The 25,306-nt window shown below is 59.3% G+C and carries 18 protein-coding genes and 2 tRNA genes; 15 read left to right on the top strand and 5 right to left on the bottom strand.

Translation table 11 applies throughout. The features are described from left to right. Window positions 1–338: 338 nt before the first annotated feature. From AAC029_RS13180 to AAC029_RS13165, 4 genes are all read left to right on the top strand, one after another. Entirely contained in the window at window positions 339–1,271 is a 933-nt protein-coding gene (locus tag AAC029_RS13180; protein ID WP_339748547.1) for an ABC transporter permease subunit, read from the top strand. Beyond that, window positions 1,271–2,179: an ABC transporter permease subunit gene (locus tag AAC029_RS13175; protein WP_339748544.1), complete on the top strand. Its 909-nt coding sequence runs from the start codon at window positions 1,271–1,273 to the stop codon at window positions 2,177–2,179. The genes AAC029_RS13180 and AAC029_RS13175 overlap by 1 nt, the downstream gene beginning before the upstream one ends. A gap of 394 nt (window positions 2,180–2,573) precedes the next feature. Continuing rightward, complete coding sequence (locus tag AAC029_RS13170) at window positions 2,574–2,774, top strand: RHS repeat domain-containing protein (RefSeq protein WP_339748542.1); 201 nt, start codon at window positions 2,574–2,576, stop codon at window positions 2,772–2,774. 55 nt (window positions 2,775–2,829) lie between these two features. After that, on the top strand, window positions 2,830–7,107 hold the full coding sequence (locus AAC029_RS13165) for an RHS repeat-associated core domain-containing protein (RefSeq protein WP_339748540.1): 4,278 nt from the start codon (window positions 2,830–2,832) through the stop codon (window positions 7,105–7,107). A gap of 1,505 nt (window positions 7,108–8,612) precedes the next feature. On the opposite strand, the gene AAC029_RS13160 is transcribed toward AAC029_RS13165, so the two are convergent. Then, window positions 8,613–9,314 (bottom strand): hypothetical protein, encoded by a 702-nt coding sequence (locus AAC029_RS13160; protein ID WP_339748538.1) that lies wholly within the window; start codon window positions 9,312–9,314, stop codon window positions 8,613–8,615. Window positions 9,315–9,333: 19 nt separating this feature from the next. After that, on the bottom strand, window positions 9,334–9,942 hold the full coding sequence (locus tag AAC029_RS13155; RefSeq protein ID WP_339748535.1) for a hypothetical protein: 609 nt from the start codon (window positions 9,940–9,942) through the stop codon (window positions 9,334–9,336). A 129-nt stretch (window positions 9,943–10,071) separates the two neighbouring features. Between AAC029_RS13155 and AAC029_RS13150 the strand changes: the two genes are divergently transcribed. Beyond that, a complete protein-coding gene (locus AAC029_RS13150) occupies window positions 10,072–11,706 on the top strand; it encodes a peptide ABC transporter substrate-binding protein (RefSeq protein WP_339748533.1) in 1,635 nt (544 codons plus the stop codon). Between the two features lie 70 nt (window positions 11,707–11,776). Continuing rightward, window positions 11,777–13,021 carry a DUF3667 domain-containing protein gene (locus tag AAC029_RS13145; RefSeq protein WP_339748530.1) on the top strand — a complete coding sequence of 415 codons (1,245 nt, stop codon included), beginning with the start codon at window positions 11,777–11,779 and terminating at the stop codon, window positions 13,019–13,021. 76 nt (window positions 13,022–13,097) lie between these two features. On the opposite strand, the gene sppA is transcribed toward AAC029_RS13145, so the two are convergent. Beyond that, a complete protein-coding gene (sppA, locus tag AAC029_RS13140) occupies window positions 13,098–14,882 on the bottom strand; it encodes a signal peptide peptidase SppA (protein ID WP_339748527.1) in 1,785 nt (594 codons plus the stop codon). A gap of 184 nt (window positions 14,883–15,066) precedes the next feature. Further along, window positions 15,067–15,143, bottom strand: a tRNA-Pro gene (locus AAC029_RS13135). A 269-nt stretch (window positions 15,144–15,412) separates the two neighbouring features. On the opposite strand from AAC029_RS13135, the gene AAC029_RS13130 reads away from it, so the two are divergent. The 9 genes from AAC029_RS13130 (at window position 15,413) to AAC029_RS13090 (ending at window position 22,940) form a co-directional block, all read left to right on the top strand. Further along, window positions 15,413–15,487, top strand: a tRNA-Gln gene (locus AAC029_RS13130). Window positions 15,488–16,070: 583 nt separating this feature from the next. Further along, entirely contained in the window at window positions 16,071–16,853 is a 783-nt protein-coding gene (locus AAC029_RS13125) for a DUF3450 domain-containing protein (RefSeq protein WP_339748525.1), read from the top strand. Between the two features lie 24 nt (window positions 16,854–16,877). Continuing rightward, window positions 16,878–18,266 (top strand): MotA/TolQ/ExbB proton channel family protein, encoded by a 1,389-nt coding sequence (locus AAC029_RS13120; protein ID WP_339748522.1) that lies wholly within the window; start codon window positions 16,878–16,880, stop codon window positions 18,264–18,266. A gap of 14 nt (window positions 18,267–18,280) precedes the next feature. Next, a complete protein-coding gene (locus tag AAC029_RS13115; RefSeq protein ID WP_339748520.1) occupies window positions 18,281–18,817 on the top strand; it encodes a MotA/TolQ/ExbB proton channel family protein in 537 nt (178 codons plus the stop codon). Continuing rightward, a complete protein-coding gene (locus tag AAC029_RS13110) occupies window positions 18,814–19,224 on the top strand; it encodes a biopolymer transporter ExbD (protein ID WP_339748517.1) in 411 nt (136 codons plus the stop codon). Before AAC029_RS13115 ends, AAC029_RS13110 begins: the two co-directional genes overlap by 4 nt. Before the next feature lie 17 nt (window positions 19,225–19,241). Beyond that, window positions 19,242–19,646: a biopolymer transporter ExbD gene (locus AAC029_RS13105; RefSeq protein WP_339748514.1), complete on the top strand. Its 405-nt coding sequence runs from the start codon at window positions 19,242–19,244 to the stop codon at window positions 19,644–19,646. Between the two features lie 12 nt (window positions 19,647–19,658). Further along, window positions 19,659–20,276, top strand: coding sequence for an energy transducer TonB (locus AAC029_RS13100; RefSeq protein WP_339748512.1), 618 nt, complete (start codon window positions 19,659–19,661; stop codon window positions 20,274–20,276). Between the two features lie 138 nt (window positions 20,277–20,414). Further along, window positions 20,415–21,947, top strand: coding sequence for a tetratricopeptide repeat protein (locus AAC029_RS13095; RefSeq protein WP_339748509.1), 1,533 nt, complete (start codon window positions 20,415–20,417; stop codon window positions 21,945–21,947). A gap of 375 nt (window positions 21,948–22,322) precedes the next feature. Beyond that, window positions 22,323–22,940: an energy transducer TonB gene (locus AAC029_RS13090; protein ID WP_339748507.1), complete on the top strand. Its 618-nt coding sequence runs from the start codon at window positions 22,323–22,325 to the stop codon at window positions 22,938–22,940. A gap of 76 nt (window positions 22,941–23,016) precedes the next feature. Here AAC029_RS13090 and AAC029_RS13085 read toward each other — a convergent pair whose 3' ends face one another. Next, window positions 23,017–25,299, bottom strand: a complete 2,283-nt coding sequence (locus AAC029_RS13085; RefSeq protein WP_339748505.1) for a S9 family peptidase — start codon at window positions 25,297–25,299, stop codon at window positions 23,017–23,019. Window positions 25,300–25,306 lie beyond the last annotated feature (7 nt).

Below are 25,306 nucleotides of genomic sequence, written 5' to 3'. Positions count from 1 at the left end.
CGCGCATATTAAGTGCACGGAGAACACACGCAAATCACGCTCGTTCACAGACGGCGCAGAAATTGCGTGATCGACTTGGAACGCTGATATCGAGGGTTTGAATTTGGACGTCGCCAGGTTTCTAGGCAAGCGCCTTGTGCGCATGGGATGGATGCTGCTGCTACTTGCGGCCTGTCAGCTTGTCGGTGCATTAATGGTGGTCCATCCGGCGCCGTCGCGAACTGCAGCTGTTCCGCCCTTATCCGTCGACGATGCTGCATCGCAGCGACACAGGCTTCATTGACATCGCGACCGCCAGACTGAAACTGCATCAAAACCCGGAATGAGCCCTATTCAGTATGTTTGGTTTTATTTTCAGGCGAGTTCTAATCGCCATCCCCACGATTCTCGTGATCATTGCGGTCGCGTTTTTCATGATGCACGCCGCTCCAGGCGGGCCGTTCGACCTTGAACGCCCCATGCCGGACGAGACGCGCCAGCTTCTGCTCTCGCGCTATGGCATGGACCAGCCGGTCTGGCGGCAATTCCTTGATTACATGGGCAATCTGTTCCACGGCGATCTGGGACCATCCCTGAAAGTCCGGGACAAGGACGTTGCCGAGATCCTGAGCGAAGGCTTTCCGGTCAGCGCCACAATCGGCATTTCTTCGATGATCCTGGCCGTATTCGCCGGCTCTTTCCTCGGTTCGGTTGCCGCCCTGCGGCAGAACACCAGCGGCGATTTTGCCGTGATGACGTTCGCGATGGTCGGGATTTCCATTCCGCCCTTCGTGTCGGGCCCAATCCTGGCGCTGTTCTTCGGTCTCTATCTGGGATGGCTGCCAACTGGCGGTCTCGATCCGAGGCTGGGGATGACAGTGGACCGCTTGATCCTGCCTGTGATCACGCTCGCTTTGCCGCAGATCGCGATTATTGCCCGCCTGATGCGCGCCAGCATGATCGAAGTGCTGCGCTCCAATTATATCCGCACCGCGCGGGCCAAGGGATTGTCGCCGCCGGCGGTGATCGTGCGCCATGCCTTGCGCTCGGCGATTTTGCCGCTCGTCAGCTATCTTGGACCTGCGTCCGCGGCGCTGATCTCCGGTTCGCTGGTGATCGAGGTCGTGTTCCAACTGCCCGGGATCGGCAAGCATTTCGTCGATGCGGCGCTGCAGCGCGACTACACGCTGGTGATGGGCGTCGTGATTATTTACGCCAGCCTGATCATCGTCCTTAACCTGGTCGCGGACCTGCTCTATGGCGTCCTCAATCCGAAGGTGAAGTACGAATAATGTCAACGATTTCAACACCGGATGACAAGGCTGCGCTGATCGAGACGGCCGCAGTCAAAGGCCGCTCGCTCTGGGAGGATGCGCGCGCGCGTCTGTTGCGCAACAAGGCAGCGCTGGTCAGTCTGATCGTGCTCGGGACGCTGATCGTGCTGGCAGTCCTCGGCCAGATGGGTGTCTGGGTGCATGACTACGACACGATTTATCGTGACGAAGTCTGGGTGCCGCCCACGTTTGAAAACTGGCACCTCTTCGGCACTGACGCGCAAGGCCGTGACATGGTGGCGCGAACCCTGGTCGGGCTCGGCGTCTCCTTGATGGTCGGCATTGTCGCCACCATCGTCTCACTGGTGATCGGCGTCACTTGGGGCGCGACCGCCGGCTTTATCGGCGGCCGGGTCGATCAGGTGATGATGCGCTTCGTCGATATCATGTATTCCCTGCCCTTCATTTTCTTCGTCATCATCCTGATGGTCGTGTTCGGGCGTAATATCATCCTGATCTTCGTCGCCATCGGCGCCGTGGAATGGTTGACGATGGCGCGGATCGTGCGCGGTCAGACCATTGCCCTCAAACGGATGGAATTCGTTGAAGCGGCCGAAGCCGCCGGCGTGTCGCAATGGATGATCATCCAGCGTCACATCATTCCCAACGTGCTCGGTCCGGTCGTCGTCTATGTGACCTTGATGATCCCGGTCGTCATTCTGGCCGAGAGCTTTTTGAGCTTTCTCGGTCTTGGGGTGCAGGAGCCGCTGACATCGCTTGGCCGCCTGATCTCTGCTGGTGCCCAGGACATGGAAGTCGCGCCGTGGACGCTGATCGTGCCGGCCGTGACAATGATGCTGACGCTGTTTTGCCTCAACTTCATCGGTGACGGTCTGCGCGACGCGATCGACCCGAAGGATCGCTGACGGGCAGACACACTCCATCGCTAGATCAAAAGGGCTGCCTGGAAGGGCGGCCCTTTTTTTGTGCGAATCGGGGGTGGCTTGCGGGTTTGGGCAGTGCACTGACGGCGCCGCTGGCCAGGTGGGATGGGCCATTGTCATCCGTTTACGCCCGACATTTTCAAGTTGGATAGGCGTGAGATGCAAGTTTTTGCGATAGGATTCTCTTGGTTGCGCAAGGGTAAACGCTTAGCGGGTGGCCTGGATAAAATTTCCGTGTTGATTGAATTTGTCGATTGTGTTTACGATCACCCCTAGCGTGCATTGATGAGTTGTTTCGCGCAACTTTTGGTGACGTTTTTGGATGACACACCCGTCGAGAATTTGGCGGTGGGTCTCGATAGGGCAGGGGGCTCGCATGAGATTGTTATTGGTTCTGGCAGGGGCGTTGACGTTGTCCGCACCTGCTTTCGCATCCGAGACAGTGACTTATACCTATGACGCACATGGCCGCGTTATCAAGGTTGTCCATTCCGGCTCGGTCAATAACGGCGTCACGACGGATTATACGTATGACGATGCCGGCAATCGCATCGAGAAGAAGACGACCGGCGCCTGAGCGCTGTTCCTTCCTGAAATGTCACCTATCCAGAGCTGAATCCGGAGGACTTACGATGCGCGCCTTGTCGACTTTGTTTGCTGCAATTGTAACGGCCAGCCTCATATTTTTCTTCAACGCGAGCGCTGTCGCGCAAACGCCGCCCGACCAGGCCGTCCCGATCGTCAATCCGAACATCGATGCCAACGGCGTCAACCTGCCCTCAGGAGCCTCGGTGAACAATTCACCCGTGATCACGATCGGTAATCCCGGTTCGGGTGGTTTGAGCTATTCCCAGGTCTTCGTGGGCAATGCCTGGCGGCACAGTGTGGTCGGTGGCATCGATCAGAATCCGCTCAACAATGAGATCACGGTATTCATCGGTGGTTCGAGCGAATTGTTTACGGTGAGCGGCAGCACTTATACACCAAAATACGCCAGCCAATCGACGCTCACCAAAACGTTCGGCACTTATACCTACACGCTCGGCGACGGGACGGTGGCGGTGTTTCTGGCGTCCTATGTGGCGACGACACGCACCTATGGTGCCAGCTTGGCCTTGCTTCACACGGTCACGCGCCCGAACGGCTTCACACTGACGTATCATTATCGGCAAGGCGCGTATCTCATACAGGTTGGATTCAACCGGTATGAACCAGAATACGTTCTCTCCGATCCTTATTACCGGCTGCAATCGGTCACGACCAATACCGGCTATCAACTGCATCTCAATTATGCGCTCAATACGATGAATGATGTCGGTGATTTTTCGTCCTGGTACCGCGTTACCCAGGCGAGGCTGATCAATAACGCCGTTGATTATTGCGCGCCGACCGCCATTTCATGCACCGGTTTAACGCAGACTTGGCCCAACCTCATCATCGGTGAAACGATCTATTCGACCTATAGTGAGCGCACCTTCTACGACACGCTGTCACGGGCGACCAAATATGTGCGCGATCAATATGGCCGTCTGACCGCCGTTTATGGCCCCGGCGATATCTCGCCGCAGGTCTCGATTGGTTATGGCGCCTATGGTGTCAGTTCGGTCTGGATTGCCGGTGGCGGTGGCGGCACCTATGCCTATGCCGATGCCGCGGGTATCCGCACGACGACGTTTACCGACACGACCTCGCGCGTCTCGATCACCGAGAGTGAGATTGCGACCGGCCGCGTCGTGGCGTCTCAGAATGGCTACGGCAATCGCACCACTTACACCTATGACACCGGTGGACGTCTAACCCGGGTGACGGCGCCTGAAGGCAATTATACCAATTACACCTATGACAGCCGCAGCAATGTCACGCTGGTGCGCCAGGTCGCCAAGTCCGGCTCGGGCCTGGCCGATATTGTCACCAGCACCGCCTATCCGGCGAGCTGCACAAATGTGCGCACCTGCAACCAGCCGAGCTCAGTGACCGATGCGGCCGGAAATGTGACCGATTTCACCTATGATGCCACCCATGGCGGCATGCTGACCGCGACCTCACCGGCCCCGTCCGGCAGTGGCAGCCGGCCACAGACGCGGATCACTTACACCGCGCTCTACGCTTGGTACAAACGCACCTCCGCGAGCATCATCCAGGCGGCCAGCCCGGTCTATCTGCCGACCCAATCATCGACCTGCTCCAGTGGCACGGCGACGGCGGGCTGTATCGGCACGACCAATGAGCAGCTCACAATCGTCACCTATGGCGCGACCGGTGTCGCCAATAATCTCCTGCCCGTCACGGCAACCGCCCAAGCTGGCAACACAACTTTGGTGACAACCACGACGATGACCTATGACCATGTCAGCAATCTGCTGACGGTCGATGGCCCACTTGCGGGCACCGCCGATACGACGCGCTATCGCTATGACAATGGGCGTCAATTGATCGGCCAGGTCGGGCCCGATCCGGACGGCGCCGGCGCCTTGCTGTACCCCGCCCAGCGCACCACCTATAATTCCGATGGCCTGCCCACCAAGGTCGAGTTTGGCACGGTGACCAGCCAGTCTGATGCGGCGTGGTCCGCCTTCAGCCTGATCGACCGGCAGGAGGTCGTTTACAACGCCGGCGGACGTGCCACCCAGGCGCGGCTGATCACCGGAGCCAGTTCGGTGCAGGCGATGATCCAGTATTCTTACGACAATGCGGGACGGATTGATTGCGTCGCCCAAAGGATGAATGCCGCCAACTGGGCCTCACCGCCCAGCTCGGCCTGCACACTGGCCACAACCGGCTCCTACGGGCCGGACCGGATCACCCGCAACACTTATGATGCGGTTGGTCGGGTCGCGACCACGACCAGCGGCTATGCCACGGCGGGCGCCATCGTTGAGGCAACGCGCGCCTACAGCAATAATGGCCAGCTGGTCAGCCTGACCGATGGCGAAGGCAATCGCACCCAGTATCTGCGCGACGGTTTCGACCGGCTCGCCTCGATTGAATACCCCAGCCCGACCACGCCGGGCACCAATACGGGCAGTGATGACGAGATCTATACCTATGATGTCTATGGCCGTCTCGCCAATCGGCGGGTGCGGAGCGACCAGCAATTCTTCTACACCTATGACAATCTTGGCCGCGTCACCCAGGTCAACGCACCCGGTACCACGATCGACACGGACTACACCTATGATCTGCTGGGTCGGGTTTTGAGTGTCGCTACCAGCTCCCAATCGATCAGCAATAGCTATGATGCTCTGGGGCGCCTCACTCAACAGACTGGCGGTGATGGCGCGGTGTCCTATCAATATGACGCAGCAGGACACCGCTCCCGGATCACCTGGCCCGACGGCTTCTACGTCAAATACGACCATAATACGGCTGGCGCCGTCACGGCGGTCCGTGAAAATGGTGCCTCGTCCGGCTATGGGGTGTTGGCGACCTACAGCTATGACAATCAGGGCCGTCGCACTTCAATTACGCGCGGCAATGGCGTCACCACCAATTATACTTTCGATTCCGCTTCGCGGCTCGCAAGCCTGACACAGAATCTGACTGGAACCAGTGACGATCTGACGGTGACCTATGCCTATAACCCGGCCGGTCAGATCACCAGCCGGACCGCGTCCAATGACGCCTTCGCCTGGACCGGGCATGTCAATCTGGATCTACTCTACGGCACCAATGGCCTCAATCAGATCACGAGCGTTACCGGCCAAAGCGCGCCGACCTATGACGGTCGCGGCAATATGACCGGCGATGGCGTCCGCACTTTCGGCTATGATTATCTCAACCGGCTGACCTCGGTCTCCGGCGGGGTGACACTGAGCTATGATCCGCTCGGCCGTTTGGTGCAGCTGACCGGCACGGCGCCGGACGTGCGTTTTCAGTATGACGGCGTCGATATGATCGCCGAATACAATAGCAGTCACGTGCTGCAACGCCGTTATGTTCATGGCCCTGGCACCGACGAACCGCTGGTGGAATATGCCGGCTCCGGGACCAGCATGCGGCTCTGGCTGATCGCCGACGAGCGGGGGTCAATTGTGGCGCGCACCAATCAGTTCGGGGACGCCGCCAATACGAATACCTATGACGAATACGGCATGCCCGGCGCCTCCAATAGTGGCCGCTATGGCTATACCGGCCAGGTCTGGCTGGAAGAGACCGGCCTTTATCACTACAAGAACCGCGCCTATAATCCCCGGCTTGGGCGGTTCATGCAGACCGATCCGATCGGTCAGGCTGGGGGCATGAATATCTATGCTTATGTGGGTGGGGATCCTGTGAATTTGGTGGATCCGATGGGGCTCGATGTATGCGACGGTATCGGCGGCTGTTTCACTGTGACAGGAGGTCGTTGGAGTTGGGGTTCGTTTATGGGTAGTCTATGGGTCAGATCTGGCCGAGGTGATCGTGGGAGCTTTCCTCGCGAGAATAATGGCAACAGCCGTGGGGCGCGAGATAGCGACGATCAAACCAATTGCTACCAAACCAAGTTCGAGTTTTCGCTGGGGGCTCAAATTGCGCTCCAAGGAAATTATGAAGGTCTCGCTCTTGGAGGTCTTTTTGACGCGGGTACTTACCGGGCCGATTTGGCTTCGAGCACTGCTTCATATACGCAAGGAGCATCCGCGTCGTTCGGCATTAGTGGTGTTGATTTTCTCGACTTGGGCACACGTACAACTTCCAGGTCGGTTAGCGCACCAATGCCAACAGATGCCGTGGACTTCTTGCTGCGGGCTGGGGTTCCTGCAATGGAGCAGAGGATGTACACAGGACCGAGTGCGCTCGCGCCACGTGGTCCACTGGATGGCGCGCCGTGGGTAACCTCAAACAGCGTTGCCCCAAATGTTAGTTTTGCCGCTGCGCTAGGTTTCGGTGTTAGCGTTAGTCTAACGTATGATTGTGGAGCCTCGGAATGAGAAGAATGCTAACGCACCCTGTAACTTTCTATGTTTTCATTGTGGCAGCTTTCTTTGCTGGCGGGGATGTCAGCACGTCCAGCGATGTTCTTCTTGATCGGGCACTTAGCGCCACATCTAAAGTGGTCATGACGTCGACATTAATTTTGATCCCATATTTGATGATTAGATGGAGGGCCAAGGTCGATTTCGGGCCGATAATTTCGCTATTGGAAATTGTGTCCCTCGCCTCATTTACATTTATCGTCCTTGTTGGTGCCTTTAGCTCAGTTTCCTATGGTGGCTTGGCGACAAATATCCACGAGAAAGCAAAAATTTTCGGCCCCTTCGTTACTTTCTATTTGGTTTGGATTTCCAGTAGACGTCTATTGTTAAATGAAATTGTAAGGCTCACTAACCCTTTAATAGATCAGATCATTTGTTTCGTAATGGTAATGGTAGCACCGATTACCTATCCATTTATATATATTCGGACGAAGGCGACCGCAAAATTGAGTGAATCGACGCAGTAAAGGTTGGTAAAGAATTAGAAGGTGAAAAATCGGGGACACACCATTTAGCGCGCCTCACCCTTTCGCATCCCGCCTGGGTCGGCCACGGCGCCCCGGAGTCGGGGTTTGCCCCGTGCTCGCCTCCAGTGCGTCCAACCAGTCCGGCGCCCCCAAGAATAAATAATAAATGGTGACAGGCACCCACTATGAAACGAAAAAACGTAAACCGGGGACATCCACAATTTCCGCACCCCAAAATAAATGGTGACAGGCACCTATTTCAACGCTGCATTAGCCGTGACCCTGATACAGGTTCTACTTTTGGGTGACTGACCTTCCACAAATGGTGCCTGTCACCATTTACCCGAAGAAATCGTTCCGGCAGCAATCGGCGCTTGCGGAGCTCCAGCGCCCGGAGGGTTGGTGCAAGCTGGTGCGACTCTCTTTACGCGCGTGGATGGTCGCAGACGCGGAAACGGCAGCTTGAGGCATGCTCAGATTGGGGGTTTTGTGGAAAGTTCCCATAAATAAATGGTGACAGGCACGCATTAACAGGGCCGCCGCACCTCGATCACGCGCGGTACTGGCGTCACCACGAGCTATGCGTTCAACAGCGTCACGCGCTTGCAGACGCTGGCGCACAACCTGCCCGGCACGACCAGCGATCTGACCACCAGCTTTACCTATAATCCGGCCGGTCAGATCGCCACGCGCAACGTCTCCAATGATGCCTATGCCTGCGAAAAACGGGGACACTCACTAATTAGCGCGCCTCACCCTGGCGCGTTCCGCCTGGGCCGGCCACGGCGGCCTGGAACCAGGCTTTGCCCTGTGCCTGCCTCCTGCGCGGTCAGCCCGTCTTGCGCCCCCATCGGATAGCCGGTCTGTGTGAAATAGCCCTCAAAAAACGGGGGCATGGTCGCAATCGCGGCCGGTCGCGGATCATGTCAATGAAAAGGGCCGCCTGGCAGGGCGGCCCTTTTGCATGTTTGAATGCGGTCTCAGGCCGTTGCTTTAGCGTTGACGCTCGACGGCGATGGCGCGTCCGCGGCCATTGACGCGCAGCAGGAAGCTGCTCATGGCCCCGCGACGGATTTCGGCCGTCACGCCCTCGAGGTTCCGTGGCATGCGGACGGCAAGATCATCGGTTTGGCGCCAGACCTGGCCGTTTTCCATGTAAAAAATCGTCGTGTTGTAGCCAACAACGCGGGTGCGCGCGATCTGCATCATGACCCGGTCGACATTCCCGTCTGAACCACGATCGAGAATTTGGACATCGGTCGCGGCGGCGGTGGCGGCATCATTGACCGGTGCGCTGGCGGCCGGGGCTGCGGCGTTGGGGGTTGGCGTGGCGTCTGCAGTCTCGCCGCCGGCTTCTGCTGCCGCGATCAGGGTGTTGGCGTCGCGGACATTGGCCTCGGCCCGTCCCGCCAGTAGCGGGATGCGGAAGCGGGGCAGGGAGGGCATGGAGAAGCCGAAACTGTCGCGCTCGACGGCCTCGACATCCTCGCGCATCACCGTAACGATGGCACCGCTCGAATGGGACGTGTCCAGCGCCTCAGCAGCGGCGTCGAAACAGGCGAGGCGGGCATCGACCGGCTCGACGGCGCGGCAGGCCAGGATGTCCGCGATCGGATCATCGGCCAGCGCCGCTGTCGGCGCCAGGATGGCGATCCCGGCGACAGCGGCGATAAGGGCAAGGCGTGACGTCATCATCAATCTACTCCCGAATGAATTATTGTGTACGCCGGGCGCGGAACCAACGCCCGTTATCGCCGATTTTCACCATGTAAGAGTCCAGTGCCGCGCTGCGAATGCTGGCACCGGTGTCGGCCTCGATACTGCGCGCGATATGGGTCGAATCGGAATCGAGCTGTTGCCAGATCTGGCCATTGGCCAGCGTCACAACGACGCGCCGCGAGCGGTTGAAGCGGATATCCGTGATTGCCAGATGATCAATCCGCTCGATCTGGCCGTTGGAGTCCCGCTCCACGGTATGCGTACCGGAGGTCTGGGTGGTCTGTTCGGCGGCAGCCAGGTCGCTCGCCTCACTGCGTGGTATGGCGAAGCGGGGCAGGGATGGCAGCCGCAAGCCGGGGATTCTCAGGCCATACGTCGCTTCCTCGGCCGCCTCGACCTCGCCGCGCTGTACGGCAATTACATTGCCGCTCGCGGTTTCGCTGTGCAGCGCCGCGACCGCGGCGTCCAGGCAGGACAGGCGTGCGGCATCATCGACGACCGATTCGCACGCGAACAGGCCGTCAAGCGGCGCGGTGGGGGGCTGCGCCAGCGCCGTCGAGGGCCAGCCAGCTGCAACGACAAGAATCAGTAATCGCGTATTCATGTTCACCAGTATATCTAGAACCTGACCGGACTATGCGCGACCGCTCGGCAAGTGTCGACCGGTAGATGATGTTGCGTTAGACAGTGCGGCAGTGAATCGCTTGGAGACCTCGGAGGGGAGACCGAAACCGTGACCCGCAATAAAATTCTGTCAGCCATATTGATGTCAGTGGCAGCATTGGCGCTCGTTAATTGTGGCGGCAACCAGTCGGAACCAACCGGTGAGATTGTCCTCAACCGTGGCAATAACGCGGAACCGCTCACGCTCGACCCGCACAAGGCCAGCGGTACCTGGGAGAATAATATTATCGGTGACATGTTCATCGGTCTGTTCACCGACGACCCGGATGCCCACCCGATCCCGGGCATGGCGGAGAGCTGGGAAGTCAGCGAGGACGGTCTGGTCTGGACCTTCCATCTGCGCGACGCTCTCTGGTCTGATGGCGTGCCGGTCACGGCCGACGATTTCGTCTTCGCCTGGCGCCGGATCTCCAATCCTGAAACCGGGGCCCAGTATGTCTCCCTGCTTTACCCCATCGTTGGCGTTGCCGAGGCCAGCCGCGGCGAAGCGCCGCCTGAATCCATTGGCGTTCATGCCCTTGACGAGCACACGCTGGAAATCCGGCTGGTCAACCCGGCGCCCTATCTGCCTGGCCTGTTGACGCATTACACCACTTTCCCGCTGCCGCGGCACATCGTGGAGCAATTCGGCGATGAGTGGGTTCGTCCCGAAAACATTGAGGTCAATGGCCCCTACAAGCTGATTGATTGGCGCACGAATAATTTCGTCCATCTCAGCCGCAACCCGCTTTTCTACGACGATGCCGACAGCTGCGTTGACGAAGTGTATTTCTACCCAACCGTCGACAATAGCGCGGCTGGCCGGCGAGTACGCAATGGCGAACTCGATTTGAATATGGAGTTCCCCGGACAGCAGATGGAATTCCTGCGTCGGGAAATCCCTGACTATGTGCGGGTCCACCCCTTCATGGGCACGGTGTATTTCTCCATCAACACGACGCAAGAGCAATTCGCCGACCCGGCGGTTCGTAATGCGCTCGGGATGGCGATTGACCGCGACTTCATCGCCAATGAAATCCTGCGCGCCGGGCAGCTGCCAGCCTATTCGCTGGTGCCGCCGGGGATCGACAATTACCCGGGCGGTGTCGAAGCCAGCTGGGCTCACATTCCGGTGGAACAGCGCCGCGTCATGGCACGCGATATTCTTGTCGCGGCCGGCTACGGCCCGGACAACCCGTTCCGCTTCGAATATACCTATCGGGCGACCGGGGATAATCCACGCGTCGCTCCGGTGGTGCAGAATGACTGGTCAGCGATTGCTGATTGGGTTCAGCCCGAGCTGATCGTCAATGACACGCAGATTCATTATGACAATCTGCGGGCTGGAGATTTCCAGATTGCCGATGGCGGCTGGATTGCCGACTATAACGATCCGTATAACTTCCTGTTCCTCGGCGAATACCGTTCGGTGCCGATGAATTATGCCCGCTACAATAACCCGGAGTATGACGCGCTGGTCGAGCGCGCCAACCAGGAGCAGGATCTGGAAGTGCGCGGCGGTTTGCTGGCCGAGGCCGAGCAGATGCTGGTCAACGATATGCCGATCATTCCGCTGGTCTTCTATGTCAACAAGAACCTGGTCAACCCGCGGGTGACCGGTTGGGTCGACAATCTCACCGACATCCATCGCACGCGTTATCTTTGCTTCGCCGATGTCGACCGCAGCACGCCTGCAGCCGAATAATCGGACACTTGTCAGGTGCGGGCCTCCCGACTTAGCTTGAAACCAATCGAGCAAGGTCGGGGGTCCGCTCATGGCAGGTAGCGACAGCATTACAGACGCGATCATCGGCGGGGCGGCCGGTGACGAGATCGGCGATGCGATCAACGCGTCGAAGCGCAAGAAGCGTCGGCGGCCATCGGCTTTCGAGCCGGCCTATCCTGCGGGCCTTTGCAGCAATTGCGGCAGCAAGCTGATTGGCCCCGTTTGTCATAGTTGCGGCCAAGTCGCCGAGAGCTTCCATCGGCCGATTGGCGATTTGCTGCTCGATATCCTTGATGGCTTGTTTGGACTTGAAGGGCGGTTGTGGCGAACCCTGCCGCCGCTCTTGTTCCAACCCGGCAAGCTGACACGGCGATATCTGTCCGGCGCGCGCGCGCGCTACGTCACACCCTTCCGGCTGTATCTGAGCGCCAGCGTTCTTTTCTTCCTGCTGGTTTTCGCGATCAACAGTTTTCAGGACAATCCCGAGACCCCGCTGCTGACGATGGGCGCGCGCGACGCAGCAGGCGCCGTAACAGAGCAGCTCCAGAACGGGGAGCTGGATGCGCAATTGGCGCAAGGCGGCCTGTCATCGGATCAACGCGCCGCGATAACCGACCAGGTGAACCGCGGTGTCGAAGCGCTTGTCCCTGTGATTGATGCAGCCGGGACGACGCAAGCACCGCCGGATGATGGCGTTCCGGACGCCGAGGAGCTCAAACGGGCGATTCGCGGGGCGCTCTTGCCGGAACAGGTACAGGAACAGGCACCGGAGGCGGCGCGCGAGGCTGCGGGAGATTCGGCCTCGGACGTGCCAAACGCGTTGGCGGTCAGCGGTGTCGATGAAATCCCGCTCGAATTGCGCGGACGTTTGGCCGACCAGGCGGACCGCATCATTGACGATGGTGGAGCCTCGGTGCTGGCCGCGATGCAGGTCTGGGCGCCGCGCCTGATGTTCGGTCTGCTGCCGATCTACGCCCTCTTGCTGGCCATCACGCATTTCTACAAGCGGGGCTATTTCTTTTACGACCACCTCGTTGTGTCACTTCACTTTCACTCGGTACTGTTTTTCGGCTTCATCATTATTTTCGCGCTGGGCGCAGTCGTCGGGACGGGCCCGGCCGTGATCGGCTTTATGTTGTGGTCAAATTATTATCTCTACCGGATCCATCGCGTGGTTTACCGGCACGGCCGATTCTCGTCGCTATTGCGCACGATCTTCATGGACATGGTCTACGGCTTCATTCTCGCGATCGGCATGTTCGTGCTGCTGATCATCGGCCTGGTGACGGCCTGAGGGCGCTTGCCGAATATGAAAAGGGGCCCGCAGCATGTGCTCCGGGCCCCTGATTCTGGTCAGTCGATAAAAGCGATCAATCCGGCTGTGGTGCCGTGCTGCGCAATTGAATCTGACCCGAGCCGATTTGCGAGCGGGCTTCGAGCGCAGCCCGAACCTCCGGCAGGTCGAGCACGGCATTCACCCGGATTGCCGTCTCGGCGGTCTCGGCCGACATGCCGAACAGGGCCGAGAAAGCCTCGATCGGAGTCTGTTGACGCGGGAAGCGGACCAAGCGGACATCGTCCTCCGGCGCCAGGCCGGCCAGATGTTTGGTCGCATCGACGGCATCGCGGAAACCGCCAATCTCGTCGACCAGGCCCAGATCGAGCGCTTGCGCCCCGGTCCAGACCCGGCCACGGGCGATTTCAAGCACGCGTTCGAGCGGCAGATCGCGGCCGTCGGCGACGCGGCGGGTGAAGTCGTCATAGGTATCGGCCATTTGGGCGCGGAAAGCCGCCCTTTGGGCTTCGGTCCAGCTTTGCTGGCCGGAGAAGGCGGTGGCGTAATCGCCGCCGACATGGACCGATTCCGAATGCAGGCCGGCCATCTCGAACGTGCCTTCCAGCGCGACCTTGCCGCCAAGAACCCCGATCGAACCGGTCAGGGTCGTGGCGTGCGCGAGGATATAATCGGCTGGTGCCGCCAGATAGTATCCACCCGAGGCGGCAACCGAGGCCATCGAGATGATGACCGGCTTGCCGGCCTCGCGGGCCCGCCCGATTGCATTCCAGACCTGGTCTGAAGCAATCGCCGAGCCTCCGGGCGAATCGACCCGGATGAGGATCGCGCGGATCGAGGTGTCGTTGGCTGCGTCGAGAATGGCCTCGGACATGGCGTCGCTACCGATGCCGCCACCGCCGCCCAATGGACTGGCGCTGGCGGTGCCGGTGACGATCGCGCCCTGACCTTCGATCAGGGCGATGGCCGGTCCCCGGCTCGATGGGTTGAGCAGCGAGTGATAGGCTTCAATCGCAAGCAATTGCGATCCGCTGCCGGAGCGGGCCAGTGCCGCCTCGCGCGCATCGATGACATGGCCGAGATGGTCGATCAGGCCGCGTTCCAGGGCATCTTCGGCGGAATGTGGTGCTGTTTCGAACGTGCTGCGCAAGGCTTCCGGCGTGATGTCGCGATCATTGGCAATATCGGCAATTGCCGTATCGAAGATCGAATTCATGTAGGAGAGCGTCGCCTCGCGGTGGGCGTCGGTGAAGCCGGTCTGCGTGTAGACATTGGCGGCATTCTTGAATTCGAAGAATTGTTCGAATTGCGGTTCGGCGTTGAACTGTTCGAACATGCCACCGAGGAAGAGCACTTCCGACGCGAGGCCGGCGGGTGTGAAGCTGGCGGTGTCCTGCAGCCAGATCTCATCCGATCCCGCGACCGCCAAATAGGCAGTGACCGATGTGCCCTCGAATCCCTGAGCGTGGGTAATGACGAATTTTCCGGAGGCGCGGAAATCGGCGATCGCATCGCGAATCTCCTCGGCCATGCCGGGCGAGAGGCCAAATTCATTGGCCCGAATGAAAAGGCCGTGGACAGCTGGATCGAATTCCGCCTGTTCAAGGGTCTGCACAATCTCGACCACAGAGAGCGGTTCGCTGAAGGCGAAGGGGGAGCGGGACGGCGAATCGAGGCGCTCGGCGCGCAGGTCCAGTTCCAGCACCGTGCTGCTACCGGGCAGGGTGGTCGGGGATGTTGACCCTGAAACAGCCGAGGCCAGCATCCCGACGATCAGGAAGGCGGCGAGTATGACGGCCAGGACCGAGCCGACGACGACGCCGAATATCGAACCAAAAAATGTAATCCAGAACTGTTTCATCGAGGGTCCTTCCAAACCGGGTATGCGGTTGACCGGACAATCCGTGCAAGAAGCGGTCCTGTCCAGACCCTTGATAGAGTGCCGCGACGGGACAGGGGTGAGGGATTGGCAGCGCGCACGTCCCCGGGTCGTTGAATGCGATGCACAGCTGTCGCAGGAGGCATGTTGGCAGGGGCGGGGAAGATGGTCGGAGTAGCAAGATTTGAACTTGCGACCCCCGCCTCCCGAAGACGGTGCTCTACCAGGCTGAGCTATACTCCGAACCGAGGCGCGGCTTATATCCAACTCACGCAGGCCGTGCAACGCGGGAAATTCAGCCCAATCCAACCTCCCGCCCTACCTTCCAATCAGGGCATCAGCTCAACGTGGCGGTATGTCGCGGGCCTGTGAGCCCGACCTGCAAATTGGGAGAATGATGGCAATGGTGCGGGACGTGCTGCAAATGCGCCGCGCAGTCACCGCATTGCGCCGTTGCATCCGCTCGCCCGACTCGGTATCTAGCCGGCTCCGTCGCAGATGGCGGACCCGGTTGGGGCGTCGCCAAGTGGTAAGGCACCGGTTTTTGGTATCGGCATTCCCAGGTTCGAATCCTGGCGCCCCAGCCAACCTTTTCAAACTTTCAAAGCAAGCAGCGAATCACGCCCTCAGGGGACGCATGAGCATCGACCAGTGCGGCGATCCGGTCTTTGCGTGTGTGGCTCGCGGATTCCCGCAGGCATCTTGCCAGCTTATTGCCGTAAATTTTTCGTGACCACGCGTTTGCGCGAGGCGGGTCAATCTTCTGCTCCGACGATGCGTTACTGCCTTCAGCAGGCGAATGGCATAAATTATTTAAGCGTTTCACGCGAAAAATGCTGCATTAAGCACTGGATTGGCCGCATTCAAGCCACATTGATGTATTGATCGTAACGTGTGGCTAGTGTTAGCGTCGAACGGACTTCATGGCGCGCGGATGCGTCGAATAGACGGTGGGGCCACCACCGCAATATCTGGGTGGGCTGTAACAAACAGCTGCGGTAACCATCCGTGCAGAATTGAACGCTAAATCGGTTCGTCCGATTGCGGCCAGCGCGCCGTTAGAGTTTAGGGTAGGGGGCCAATCCGGCAGGCTTTTTGTCGGTTTAGCATCGAATTAATGTGGGCGGGGAGCCGTGTTGGCGACCTGCGATTACCATTGTGAGGCGAGAAATGGTGGACTTGAAGAAATTGGTTCGCGCGTCGCTCATGGCGGCGGTTGCGGCGAGCGCCGTCGGGGGGGTTGCCACTGCGCAACTCGCGCCCGTGCTGCAGACAGCACGTCAGGGGACGACCGAAGGTGCGCAAACACAATCGCGCATCGACCAACTGGACGATCAACGCACGGATATCGAACTCGAATATCGTGCCTTGCTCGACCAAATTGAATCTCAGCGGCTGTTCGTTGAACAGCAGCAGGTTTTCATCCGGTCGCAAGAGGCCGAGAAGGGATCTCTGCAAACGCAGATCGATCGCGTCGAAAACATCCAGCGCGACCTGTCGCCGATGATGCGTGAAATGGTCCAGAACCTGGAGCAATTCGTAAATCTTGACCTTCCATTCCGCCTCGACGGCGAAAATGGCCGGCTGCGTCGTATCGAGCGTCTTTATGAGCTGATCGACGATCCGGAAGTGTCTCCGGCTGAACGTTATCGCGTCATCCTGAACGCTTACGACATCGAGGCCTCTTACGGTCGCTCGTTGAACTCTTATGACGAAGAAGTTCTCGAGGATGGCATCCCGGTCAACGTCACCGTGCTCCAGATTGGCCGGATCGCCATGATCCGCAAATATCCTGATGGCCGCATGACGATGCGTCATATCCATTCGTCTGATTGGGTTGCGCTGCCGGGCAGCTATGAAACCAATGTGACCCGCGCAATCCGGATCGCCCAAGAAGTCACCACCCCGTCTGTCTTCCTCGCGCCTCTTCCGGGGCCGGCGGTCGCGCAGTAACGGATTGGAACGGAGAGTTAAGCGATGAAGACCACTTTCAAGATATTCGCCGCCGCCGTTTCGATGGGCGTGGCGCTCACTGCCGGGGGCTTTGCACAAACGCAACCGGCTGGATCAATCAGCGAACTTCTGACTCGTGTGCGTAACGACGCTCGCGAAGCCAGCCAGGAAAACCAGGCTCGCCTGCGTGAATTCCAAAGCAGCACCAATCAGCAGCAAGCGCTGTTGACCCAGGCTCGCGGCGAGATGGCCGCACTGGAACGGCAAGCGGCGACGCTTTCGGCCCAGTTCGAAACCAATCAGGGCTTGATCGACACGCTCGCCGAAACACTTCGCCAGCGCCAAGGTGCGTTTGGTGAGCTGTTCGGTGCTGCCCGTCAGTCGGCCGGCGAATTTGCTGCCATCATCAATGCATCTCTGGTGTCTGCCCAATTCCCGGGCCGCGCCGATGCGCTCGAAGCCCTGGCGACCAGCCGGACGCTTCCGACCCGTGCGGAGCTGGACTTCATCTGGCGCCGGGCGATCGACGAAATGATCGGTCAGCAAAATGTCGTGACGTTCAACTCGCTCGTCACCGGTATTGGCAATGGTCAGCCGGTCCCCGTGACTCGCGTTGGGCCGTTCATTGCCTTCACCAGCTTCAATAATAATCAGCGTTTCGCGCGTTGGAAGGAAAACGACACCACTGCCCAGTGGACCCTGTCGGATCTGCCAACCCAGCCGCCAAGCAATCTGATTGCTGCTGCCTCGACCCTGTTCAATGCCGATCCGGATCAGATTGTCATGGGCGTTGTTGATCCGTCCCGCGGCGCGCTGCTGGACATCTACAAGGACGTTCCGGATCTGAAAGAGCGTATCAATCAGTCCGGCATGGTCGGCTTGGTGATCATTGGCCTGTTGGCAATCTCGGCTTCCTTCGGTCTGTTCCGCATGTTCTCACTGTTGAGCACGCAGGCAGCCGTCAATGGCCAGAAGCGCAAGTCGAAAGCCTCCAAATCCAACCCGCTCGGTCGTGTCATGATGGCTTATGAAGCCGCCAAGGACAAAGACGTCGAGACAATGGAATTGAAGCTCGACGAAGCGATTCTCCAGGAATCGCCGAAGCTCGAATTCGGCCTCAACTTCCTGAAACTGGCGGCTGGTATTGCACCGCTGCTGGGTCTGCTGGGTACCGTGACCGGGATGATCAAGACCTTCACCCAAATCACGCTGTTCGGTACAGGCGATCCGAAAATCATGGCCGGCGGTATTTCCGAAGCGCTCATGACGACGGTGCTGGGCCTTATTGCCGCCATTCCGCTGTTGTTTATTCACAGCTTCGCACAGAGCTTCGCTCGCGGTGTGCAGCAAGTGCTTGAAGAACAGGCTGCTGGCATGGTTGCGCGGCACGCTGAAGAGCGCGCTCAGGGCTGATTGGAGGAAGCGTTATGGATTTCCAGGCCGTAAGCATCGGCCTTCAGGAGTTCCTCGAGCGCGGAGGCCCCGTTCTGGTTGTTATTATGATAACGACCTTTGTAATGTGGGCTTTCATCCTCGAGCGCTTCGCCTACTTCTACTTCGCCTTTGGCGGACAAGAAGGTGCGGCGATGCGGGAGTGGTCAGCACGGACAGACCGACAGTCTTGGTATGCCCATGCGATCCGCGACCAGCTCATCTCGGAGGTTAAGCAGCGTTGCGATCAAAATGTCGAGTTGGTGAAAACCCTCGTCGCGGTCGCCCCGCTCTTTGGATTGTTGGGTACAGTGACCGGCATGGTCTCAGTGTTCGACGTCATGGCGATTTCAGGGTCTTCGGACGCACAGGCCATGTCGGCCGGCGTGTCCCGGGCCACGATCCCGACCATGGCAGGGATGGTGGCATCCCTGTCCGGACTGATTTTCGCGACCCAGATCGAGATTCTGGCCAAGCGCCGCGTTGCGCGCCTGGCTGACAAGCTCGAAATTGGTGAAGGGGTTCAGTCATGAGACGTCGAGCCAAGCACACGGACGACCAGGCCGAGGTCAATATGACCCCGATGCTGGATATCGTCTTTATCCTGCTGATCTTCTTCATCGTGACTGCGACCTTCCTCTCGGAAGAGGGGATCGACATGCGGCCACCGGCGGATACACCGCCACAGGACAACCAGCCGGCATCCCCGCCGATCCTGGTCCAGGTGGACGGAGATAATAATATCTTCGTCAACCAGGTCCGGACCGATGTGGACCGGGTATTGGCGGCCGTGAACCGTTTCCGTTCGGAAGATCCGGGCAGCGCGGTATTGGTCGATGTTGAAGATCAAGCCGACCATGGCGTCATTGTTCAGATCTGGGATGAGATGGGTGCCAATGGCATTCCGGTCTCGCTCCAGCGCAACCACGATAACGGTTAGGTCCGGGGAGGTTCAATATGGCGCGCCGTGTTAGCCGCGTAAGTACCGGAGAAGAAGAAGTCGAACTGAACATGACGCCCATGTTGGATGTCGTTTTCATTCTGCTGATCTTTTTCATCGTGACCTCCGTCTTCATCAAGGAGCCGGGTATTACGGTGGTCCGTCCAGATGCCGTGACCGAGCAGGATGAGAATCCGTCCATGCTCGTCGCAGTGACCGCCAATAACGAGATCTGGGTTAATCGCCGGGTCTATGAGATGGCTGAATTGCGGGGCGTTATCGAGCAGCTTTTGCAAGAGAACCCCAAAGGCCGGGCGATGATCCAGGGTGATGAGGCCGCCGATATCGGTGTTATTCTCGACGTCCAGGATCTGCTCACGGAAATGGGTGTCGACGTCAAAATTTCGACGTTACAGAACTAGGGAGGACAGATTATGGGAAGCATAATTCGCCTCATCGGCGGAATTCCGATTGCCGCCATTGTGACGGTCGCGCTCTTCCTTCTGATGACACGCCTGATCTTTACTGAAGGCGAGCCGCCCAAGGCCGCCGAGGACGATCTGTCGTTCAGCATCAATGATGAAGTTCAGGACATCGCGGCGCGTCGCCGGGATACCACGATCGAAGATGTGCAGCAGGTTGAACCACCACCACCGCCGCCACAAATCGACCGTCAGCGGGCCGAACAGCCTACTGAAGGTTTGGCGACGGTTATGGGTGCCATTCCTGATTTTGCGGCACCGCAATTGAACAGTGACAGCGTCAGCTTCTCGGTCTCTGACCGTGATGCGCAGCCACTGGTCCGGATTGAGCCGCAATACCCAATGCGGGCGGCTGAACGGGGTATCGAAGGAACGTGCTATGCGCGCTTCGACGTCTCACCGGACGGAACGCCAACGAATATCCAGATCACCCGGTGCGACAGTTCTCTGTTCGAACGGGCGGCCCAACGCGCGGTTGAAAGATGGCGCTATAACCCGAAGGTCGAGAATGGTGTGCCGGTAGCACGCCGCGGCGTGGAGACACGCTTCGACTTCCGGCTGTCAGAATAGAAAACACCGCTGAATGCGCGTGGCCCACCACGTTCATTCAGCGGTGACTGCGGGGTCGGGTGCTCGCCATAAAGGCGCCACCCTTGAAGTTTGTGAAAGCCTGTCCAGGGGAGCGGGACGGGTATGAAGGAGCCATCGATGATCCGTTTTAGCGGTTTCGATCTGACTGGGGTAACCCGCAAGCTGGCCATGCTCGCGATTGCCGTGTCGCTGACCGGTGGTGCTTTCGCGACAGCGGATGCCCAAAGGCGCGAGCGCCGTTCTGACGAGCAATCCGAACAGAATGCGGCGGACCGGGTATTTTCTGCGGCGATCGGTGAGATCGTCCAAGAGGCCTTTGCGCAGCAGGAAAGCGAATTGTACAACGACTCGATCACCACGCTGAATCGGGCGCTGGCGACAACAAGTATCAATCCTTATGAGCGCGCCGTATCCCTGCAATTGCGCGGCCGGGCCTATTATGAGACCGATAGGGTGACTCAGGCGATCCAGGACTGGACAGCCGCAATTGATACCGGTGCGATGCTTCCCAGCGAAGTGGTCAGCTATCGCATTAATATCGGCCAGCTCTACATCACGATTGAAGATTACACCCGCGGGATCGCGTCGATGGAGCGTGCCGTTGCCGATGGCGGTACCGAGATCATCAATGCGCCGCTGGCGCGCATGCTGGCACAGGCCTATGGCCAAGCGGAGCGCTATCGTGAGGGGCTGACCTGGGCCAATCGCTTCTGGGCGCTGATCCCTGCGGCTGATCGCCAGCGCGGCGATTACAGCCTGATGCTGTTCTATTACCAGCAGCTGGAAATGGTTCCCCAGCAAATGAGCATCGTCGAAGAGATGGTGCAGCGTTGGCCGACCGAGAAAAGCAACTGGCAGTCCTACGCTTCGCTCTTGGCTCAGGTTGGTCGGGAAGAAGATGCGTTCGAAGCCAACAAGATCATGTATATCAACGGCATGCTCACATTAGGGCGTGAAATCGAAGCGCTGGCTCAGTATTACAGCTATTTCGAATACCCCTATCGCGGCGCTCTGATTCTTGAGCGGGAGATAAATTCGGGAACCGTCGAGCGCACGCAACGCAATCTCAACCTGCTTGCCAATATGTGGCGTCAGGCCCGCGAATGGGAGCGTGCCATTCCGGTTCTACGGCAGGTGGCCCAACTCTCTGGTGCAGGTGATGACTATCTCAAGCTTGCCGAAGCGCTCTATCAGGACCGTCAACTTTCTGAATCCGAAACGGCGTTCGAGGACGCGCTCAATCGGGGCGGAATCGATCGTCCTGGGACGGCTTGGGCATTACTTGGTACGGTGCGCCTCGAGCTTGATCGTCGGCAATCTGCCCTGGCAGCTTTCCGTGAGGCGGCCCGCTATCCGTATTCGCGTTCAACGGCGAATGGTTATACCACATATATCAATGGTTTGATCCGCTCTGAAGGCGACCGTACCCGCATCCGCGAGCGCGTTCGTCAGGACGAGTGCCGGTTTGGGGTCGAGGATCTGAAGGAAACGGCAGTGCTGCTCGGCACCGTCGATGAGACCGGACGGATCGTCGTCAATGTCCCGCAGCGGTGTAGCGACCTCTACAATCAGTATGGCGATCCGATCGCCCGCGTTGCTGCGGCCACGCCGACCGCAGCGCCCGCGGAAACGCCTGACGAGGCCGGTTAAACGGCTTTGCCCTTCCCGCTTTGCGGGTGTGGCTATCGTGAAATGACAAACGCCCCGGCTTCTGGCCGGGGCGTTTTTCTTGGGCAGGACGTGCCGGCACCACCGACCTCTTCCCGAAGCAATTCGAACAGGTCTGAGCGGGCCTGAACGGAGGGGGTGTCCGAAGAATTACCCCGCAATGGCCACAATCCCTCCTTGTTCCGCCGCGCTTTCGCCGCCTCTTCAGAGCAGATTATCGCTGTGGCGCGGGGCTGTGTTGTAGCTCTGCGTCACACTCGCCACCCCGGCGTGCGGCTAACGCCCCGGGGCAGCGGCGGGTCGAGAGACAGACGCTGGCGGGGCCGTGCAGACACTGTCCAAGGGGAGGTTTGTCGGATGACAGCCACTTTTCAGTCTCTAAGAATTTCGCTGATCCTGCCCGTCGCGGCCGTCATCACGGTTGCCCTGTTCCTGATGATGCGGCAACTGATCGATATCGGACCGGTACATCCGGCGGCCGAGGTCGATAGGCCCGATGTCGTCATCAAATTCGAACCGATCGATACCCCGCCAGACCGCACACCGGACATGATCCTCGTTGACCCCGTCGCGCCGCCACCGATCCGGCCGGTGATTGACACGGCAACCAGCTCGCTTGACCCGGGGACTTCAATCTCCACCCTTGTCTTGCCGGCTATCGGTCGTGCCGAAATCAGCGGTGCGGGTAGCATCGTGATCACCGAGCGTAACCCGGTGCCGGTCGTGCGGGTTCAGCCGAGCTATCCGATACGCGCAGCCGAGCGGATGCTGGAAGGCCAGTGCACCATGCTGTTCGACATCACGCCGCAGGGAACGACCACCAATGTGCGGTCGCTGAATTGCTCCAGCTCGCTGTTCGAGAGTGCGTCGGTGAATGCGGTGTCGCGCTGGCGCTATAGCCCGCAGGTCGAAGATGGTGAGCCCGTGATGTTTCGCGGTGCGACGACCCAGTTGGTCTTTCGCCTCGACGAATGACCGCTTTCCGGTCGCTGCGGATGGCCCCGTCCGGCCGGAACCGGCCCGCTGCGAGCTTGCTCGCAGCGGGCCTATTTTATTCCGCAGCGGCAGCTGGCTCGGCCGCGATTGCGTCGACCTCGGCATCGGCGAGGCCGACCGTCATCAGCGCGAAGGCCCAGTTCATGGCAGTCTCACGCAGGCTGTCAAACCGGCCTGAAGCGCCGCCATGGCCGGCGCCCATATTCATTCTGAGCAGTGTTAGACCGTCATCGGTGCGGCGGTCACGCAGGCGTGCGACCCATTTGGTCGGCTCCCAATAGGTGACGCGTGGATCGGTCAGGCCACCCGTGGCCAGCACGTGCGGATAGGCATGTTCGCCGACCTGATCGTAGGGGCTGTAGGCGATCATCGTTTGATAGTCTTCAGCGCTCTCGATCGGATTGCCCCATTCGGGCCATTCCGGTGGGGTGAGCGGCAATTCGGCGTCTGACATGGTGTTGACGACGTCGACAAAGGGCACAGCCGCGATAGCACCGGCAAACAGGTCAGGCTGGAGATTAATCGCAGCGCCGACCAGCAGGCCGCCAGCCGAGCCGCCATAGGCGACGATATGACCGCGGGAGGTATAGCCTTCGCGGGCGAGGGCCTCACCGGCGGCGACGAAATCGGAGAAAGTGTTCTCCTTATTCTCCAGCTTTCCGTCGAGATACCATTGATAGCCCCCGGCCATGCCGCCGCGAATATGGGCGATGGCGTAGACCATGCCGCGATCCACCAGCGAGAGCGGTGTGACTCGGAAGGCGGCCGGGATGGTGATGCCGTAGGAACCATAGCCATACAGCATCAGCGGGGCTGAACCGTCCAATGGTGTGCCAGCACGATAAAGTATGGTGACCGGGATCTGGGCCCCGTCAGCGGCCGGTGCCATAATCCGGCGCACGACATAATCGGCTGGATCATGCCCGGATGGCACTTCCTGGCGCTTACGCAGCACGCGTTCACGGGTGCGCATGTCGTAGTCGTATGTCTCCTCAGGCGTTGAGGGGCTCTCATAGGAGAAGCGGATCATGTTTACGGCGTATTCGTAACCGGCTGAAACGCCGAGCGAATAGGCGTCTTCGGCGAAGTCGATCTGATGTTCGGCACCGGTGGCGTATTCGCGTACGACGATGCGTGGCAGGGCATTTTCACGCTCCATCCGCACTTGCCAATCGCGGAAACCGACCAGGTCGAGCACGAGCACGCCGGGACGGCTCGGGATGACATCGACCCAGTTTTCGCGGCCGGGATTATCGAGCGGAGCCGACATGATCTTGAAGTCGACGGCACCGTCGAGATTGGTGCGGAAATAGAAGCGGTCCGGGGCTTCTGTCAGATAATATTCGACATTGTCTTCGCGCGGCGCGATCAGCACCGGCTCGGCCGTTGGATCATTGGCGTCGATCAGGCGCATCTCGTTGGAGGTGTGGCCGCCGGCATTGATGACGACATAATTCTCGCCATCCGACAGGCCGATCGACAGGAAGAAGCCGGCATCGGGCTCTTCATAGACCAGTTCGCTGGTGCCACCGTCGCGGGGCTGGCGATAGACGCGGACCGAGCGGCCATTATCGTCGCGCCAGATCCAGTAGAGGGTTTCGCTGTCATTGGTCCAGACGAAATCGCCGGTGGATTCGTCAGTCAGGGTTGAGATAATTGCGCCTGTGGCGATGTCCTTGATGCGGACTTCGTAATATTCCGAGCCTCGGATATCGACGGCATAGGCGAGATAGCGATGGTCGGGGCTGTGCTCGACTTCACCGAAATCGAGATAGTCGAAATCGGCCGCTTCGGCATCACCATCGATCAAAATCTCTTCTTCGCCAATGGCTTCACCCGTGGTCGGGTCAACCGGGCGGCGGGCATAGATCGGGTATTGGCCGCCTTCGCGATAGCGGCTGAAATATTCGAAATCGCCATCGCGCTCGGGCACCGAGCTGTCGTCTTCCTTGATGCGGCCGCGGATCTCCTGGAAAATCCGTTCCTGCAAGCCGGCAGTTGGTTCCATCACGTTGTCTAGATAGGCGTTTTCGGCATCGAGCAGGGCGCGGACATCGGGGTCGAGCACTTCCGGCTCACGCATGACCTGCTGCCAGTTCTCATCCTTGATCCACTGGTATTCATCGATCCGGGTGAAGCCGAGTTGTTCAATCTCTACGGGGCGTTGCTCGGCCATCGGCGCTTCGATCGTGCGCGCGCGATCGATCAGGGCAGAGTGGGTTGCGGCAGATGTGGTCTCAGTCGTCATATTGCTCTCCGGGCTGCAGGCGGCGGCGAACAGGGCGGCAAGCCCGGCACCCATTTTAATCACCCGTTGGTTGGCTGTTAGTCGCTTCATAATTGCC

Origin of the sequence: uncultured Maricaulis sp. (genome assembly GCF_963975345.1) — a bacterium.
In the GTDB taxonomy this organism is placed as follows: Bacteria; Pseudomonadota; Alphaproteobacteria; order Caulobacterales; family Maricaulaceae; genus Maricaulis.
This window is presented reverse-complemented; position numbering and strand designations above follow the sequence as displayed.

What these genes read in the sequence shown, in the direction of transcription:
- AAC029_RS13180 (WP_339748547.1), top strand. Translation starts at nt 339, where the DNA reads ATGTTTGGTTTTATTTTCAGGCGAGTTCTAATCGCCATCCCCACGATT.
- AAC029_RS13175 (WP_339748544.1), top strand. Translation starts at nt 1,271, where the DNA reads ATGTCAACGATTTCAACACCGGATGACAAGGCTGCGCTGATCGAGACG.
- AAC029_RS13170 (WP_339748542.1), top strand. Translation starts at nt 2,574, where the DNA reads ATGAGATTGTTATTGGTTCTGGCAGGGGCGTTGACGTTGTCCGCACCT.
- AAC029_RS13165 (WP_339748540.1), top strand. Translation starts at nt 2,830, where the DNA reads ATGCGCGCCTTGTCGACTTTGTTTGCTGCAATTGTAACGGCCAGCCTC.
- AAC029_RS13160 (WP_339748538.1), bottom strand. Translation starts at nt 9,314, where the DNA reads ATGATGACGTCACGCCTTGCCCTTATCGCCGCTGTCGCCGGGATCGCC.
- AAC029_RS13155 (WP_339748535.1), bottom strand. Translation starts at nt 9,942, where the DNA reads ATGAATACGCGATTACTGATTCTTGTCGTTGCAGCTGGCTGGCCCTCG.
- AAC029_RS13145 (WP_339748530.1), top strand. Translation starts at nt 11,777, where the DNA reads ATGGCAGGTAGCGACAGCATTACAGACGCGATCATCGGCGGGGCGGCC.
- sppA (WP_339748527.1), bottom strand. Translation starts at nt 14,882, where the DNA reads ATGAAACAGTTCTGGATTACATTTTTTGGTTCGATATTCGGCGTCGTC.
- AAC029_RS13125 (WP_339748525.1), top strand. Translation starts at nt 16,071, where the DNA reads ATGGTGGACTTGAAGAAATTGGTTCGCGCGTCGCTCATGGCGGCGGTT.
- AAC029_RS13120 (WP_339748522.1), top strand. Translation starts at nt 16,878, where the DNA reads ATGAAGACCACTTTCAAGATATTCGCCGCCGCCGTTTCGATGGGCGTG.
- AAC029_RS13115 (WP_339748520.1), top strand. Translation starts at nt 18,281, where the DNA reads ATGGATTTCCAGGCCGTAAGCATCGGCCTTCAGGAGTTCCTCGAGCGC.
- AAC029_RS13110 (WP_339748517.1), top strand. Translation starts at nt 18,814, where the DNA reads ATGAGACGTCGAGCCAAGCACACGGACGACCAGGCCGAGGTCAATATG.
- AAC029_RS13105 (WP_339748514.1), top strand. Translation starts at nt 19,242, where the DNA reads ATGGCGCGCCGTGTTAGCCGCGTAAGTACCGGAGAAGAAGAAGTCGAA.
- AAC029_RS13100 (WP_339748512.1), top strand. Translation starts at nt 19,659, where the DNA reads ATGGGAAGCATAATTCGCCTCATCGGCGGAATTCCGATTGCCGCCATT.
- AAC029_RS13095 (WP_339748509.1), top strand. Translation starts at nt 20,415, where the DNA reads ATGATCCGTTTTAGCGGTTTCGATCTGACTGGGGTAACCCGCAAGCTG.
- AAC029_RS13090 (WP_339748507.1), top strand. Translation starts at nt 22,323, where the DNA reads ATGACAGCCACTTTTCAGTCTCTAAGAATTTCGCTGATCCTGCCCGTC.
- AAC029_RS13085 (WP_339748505.1), bottom strand. Translation starts at nt 25,299, where the DNA reads ATGAAGCGACTAACAGCCAACCAACGGGTGATTAAAATGGGTGCCGGG.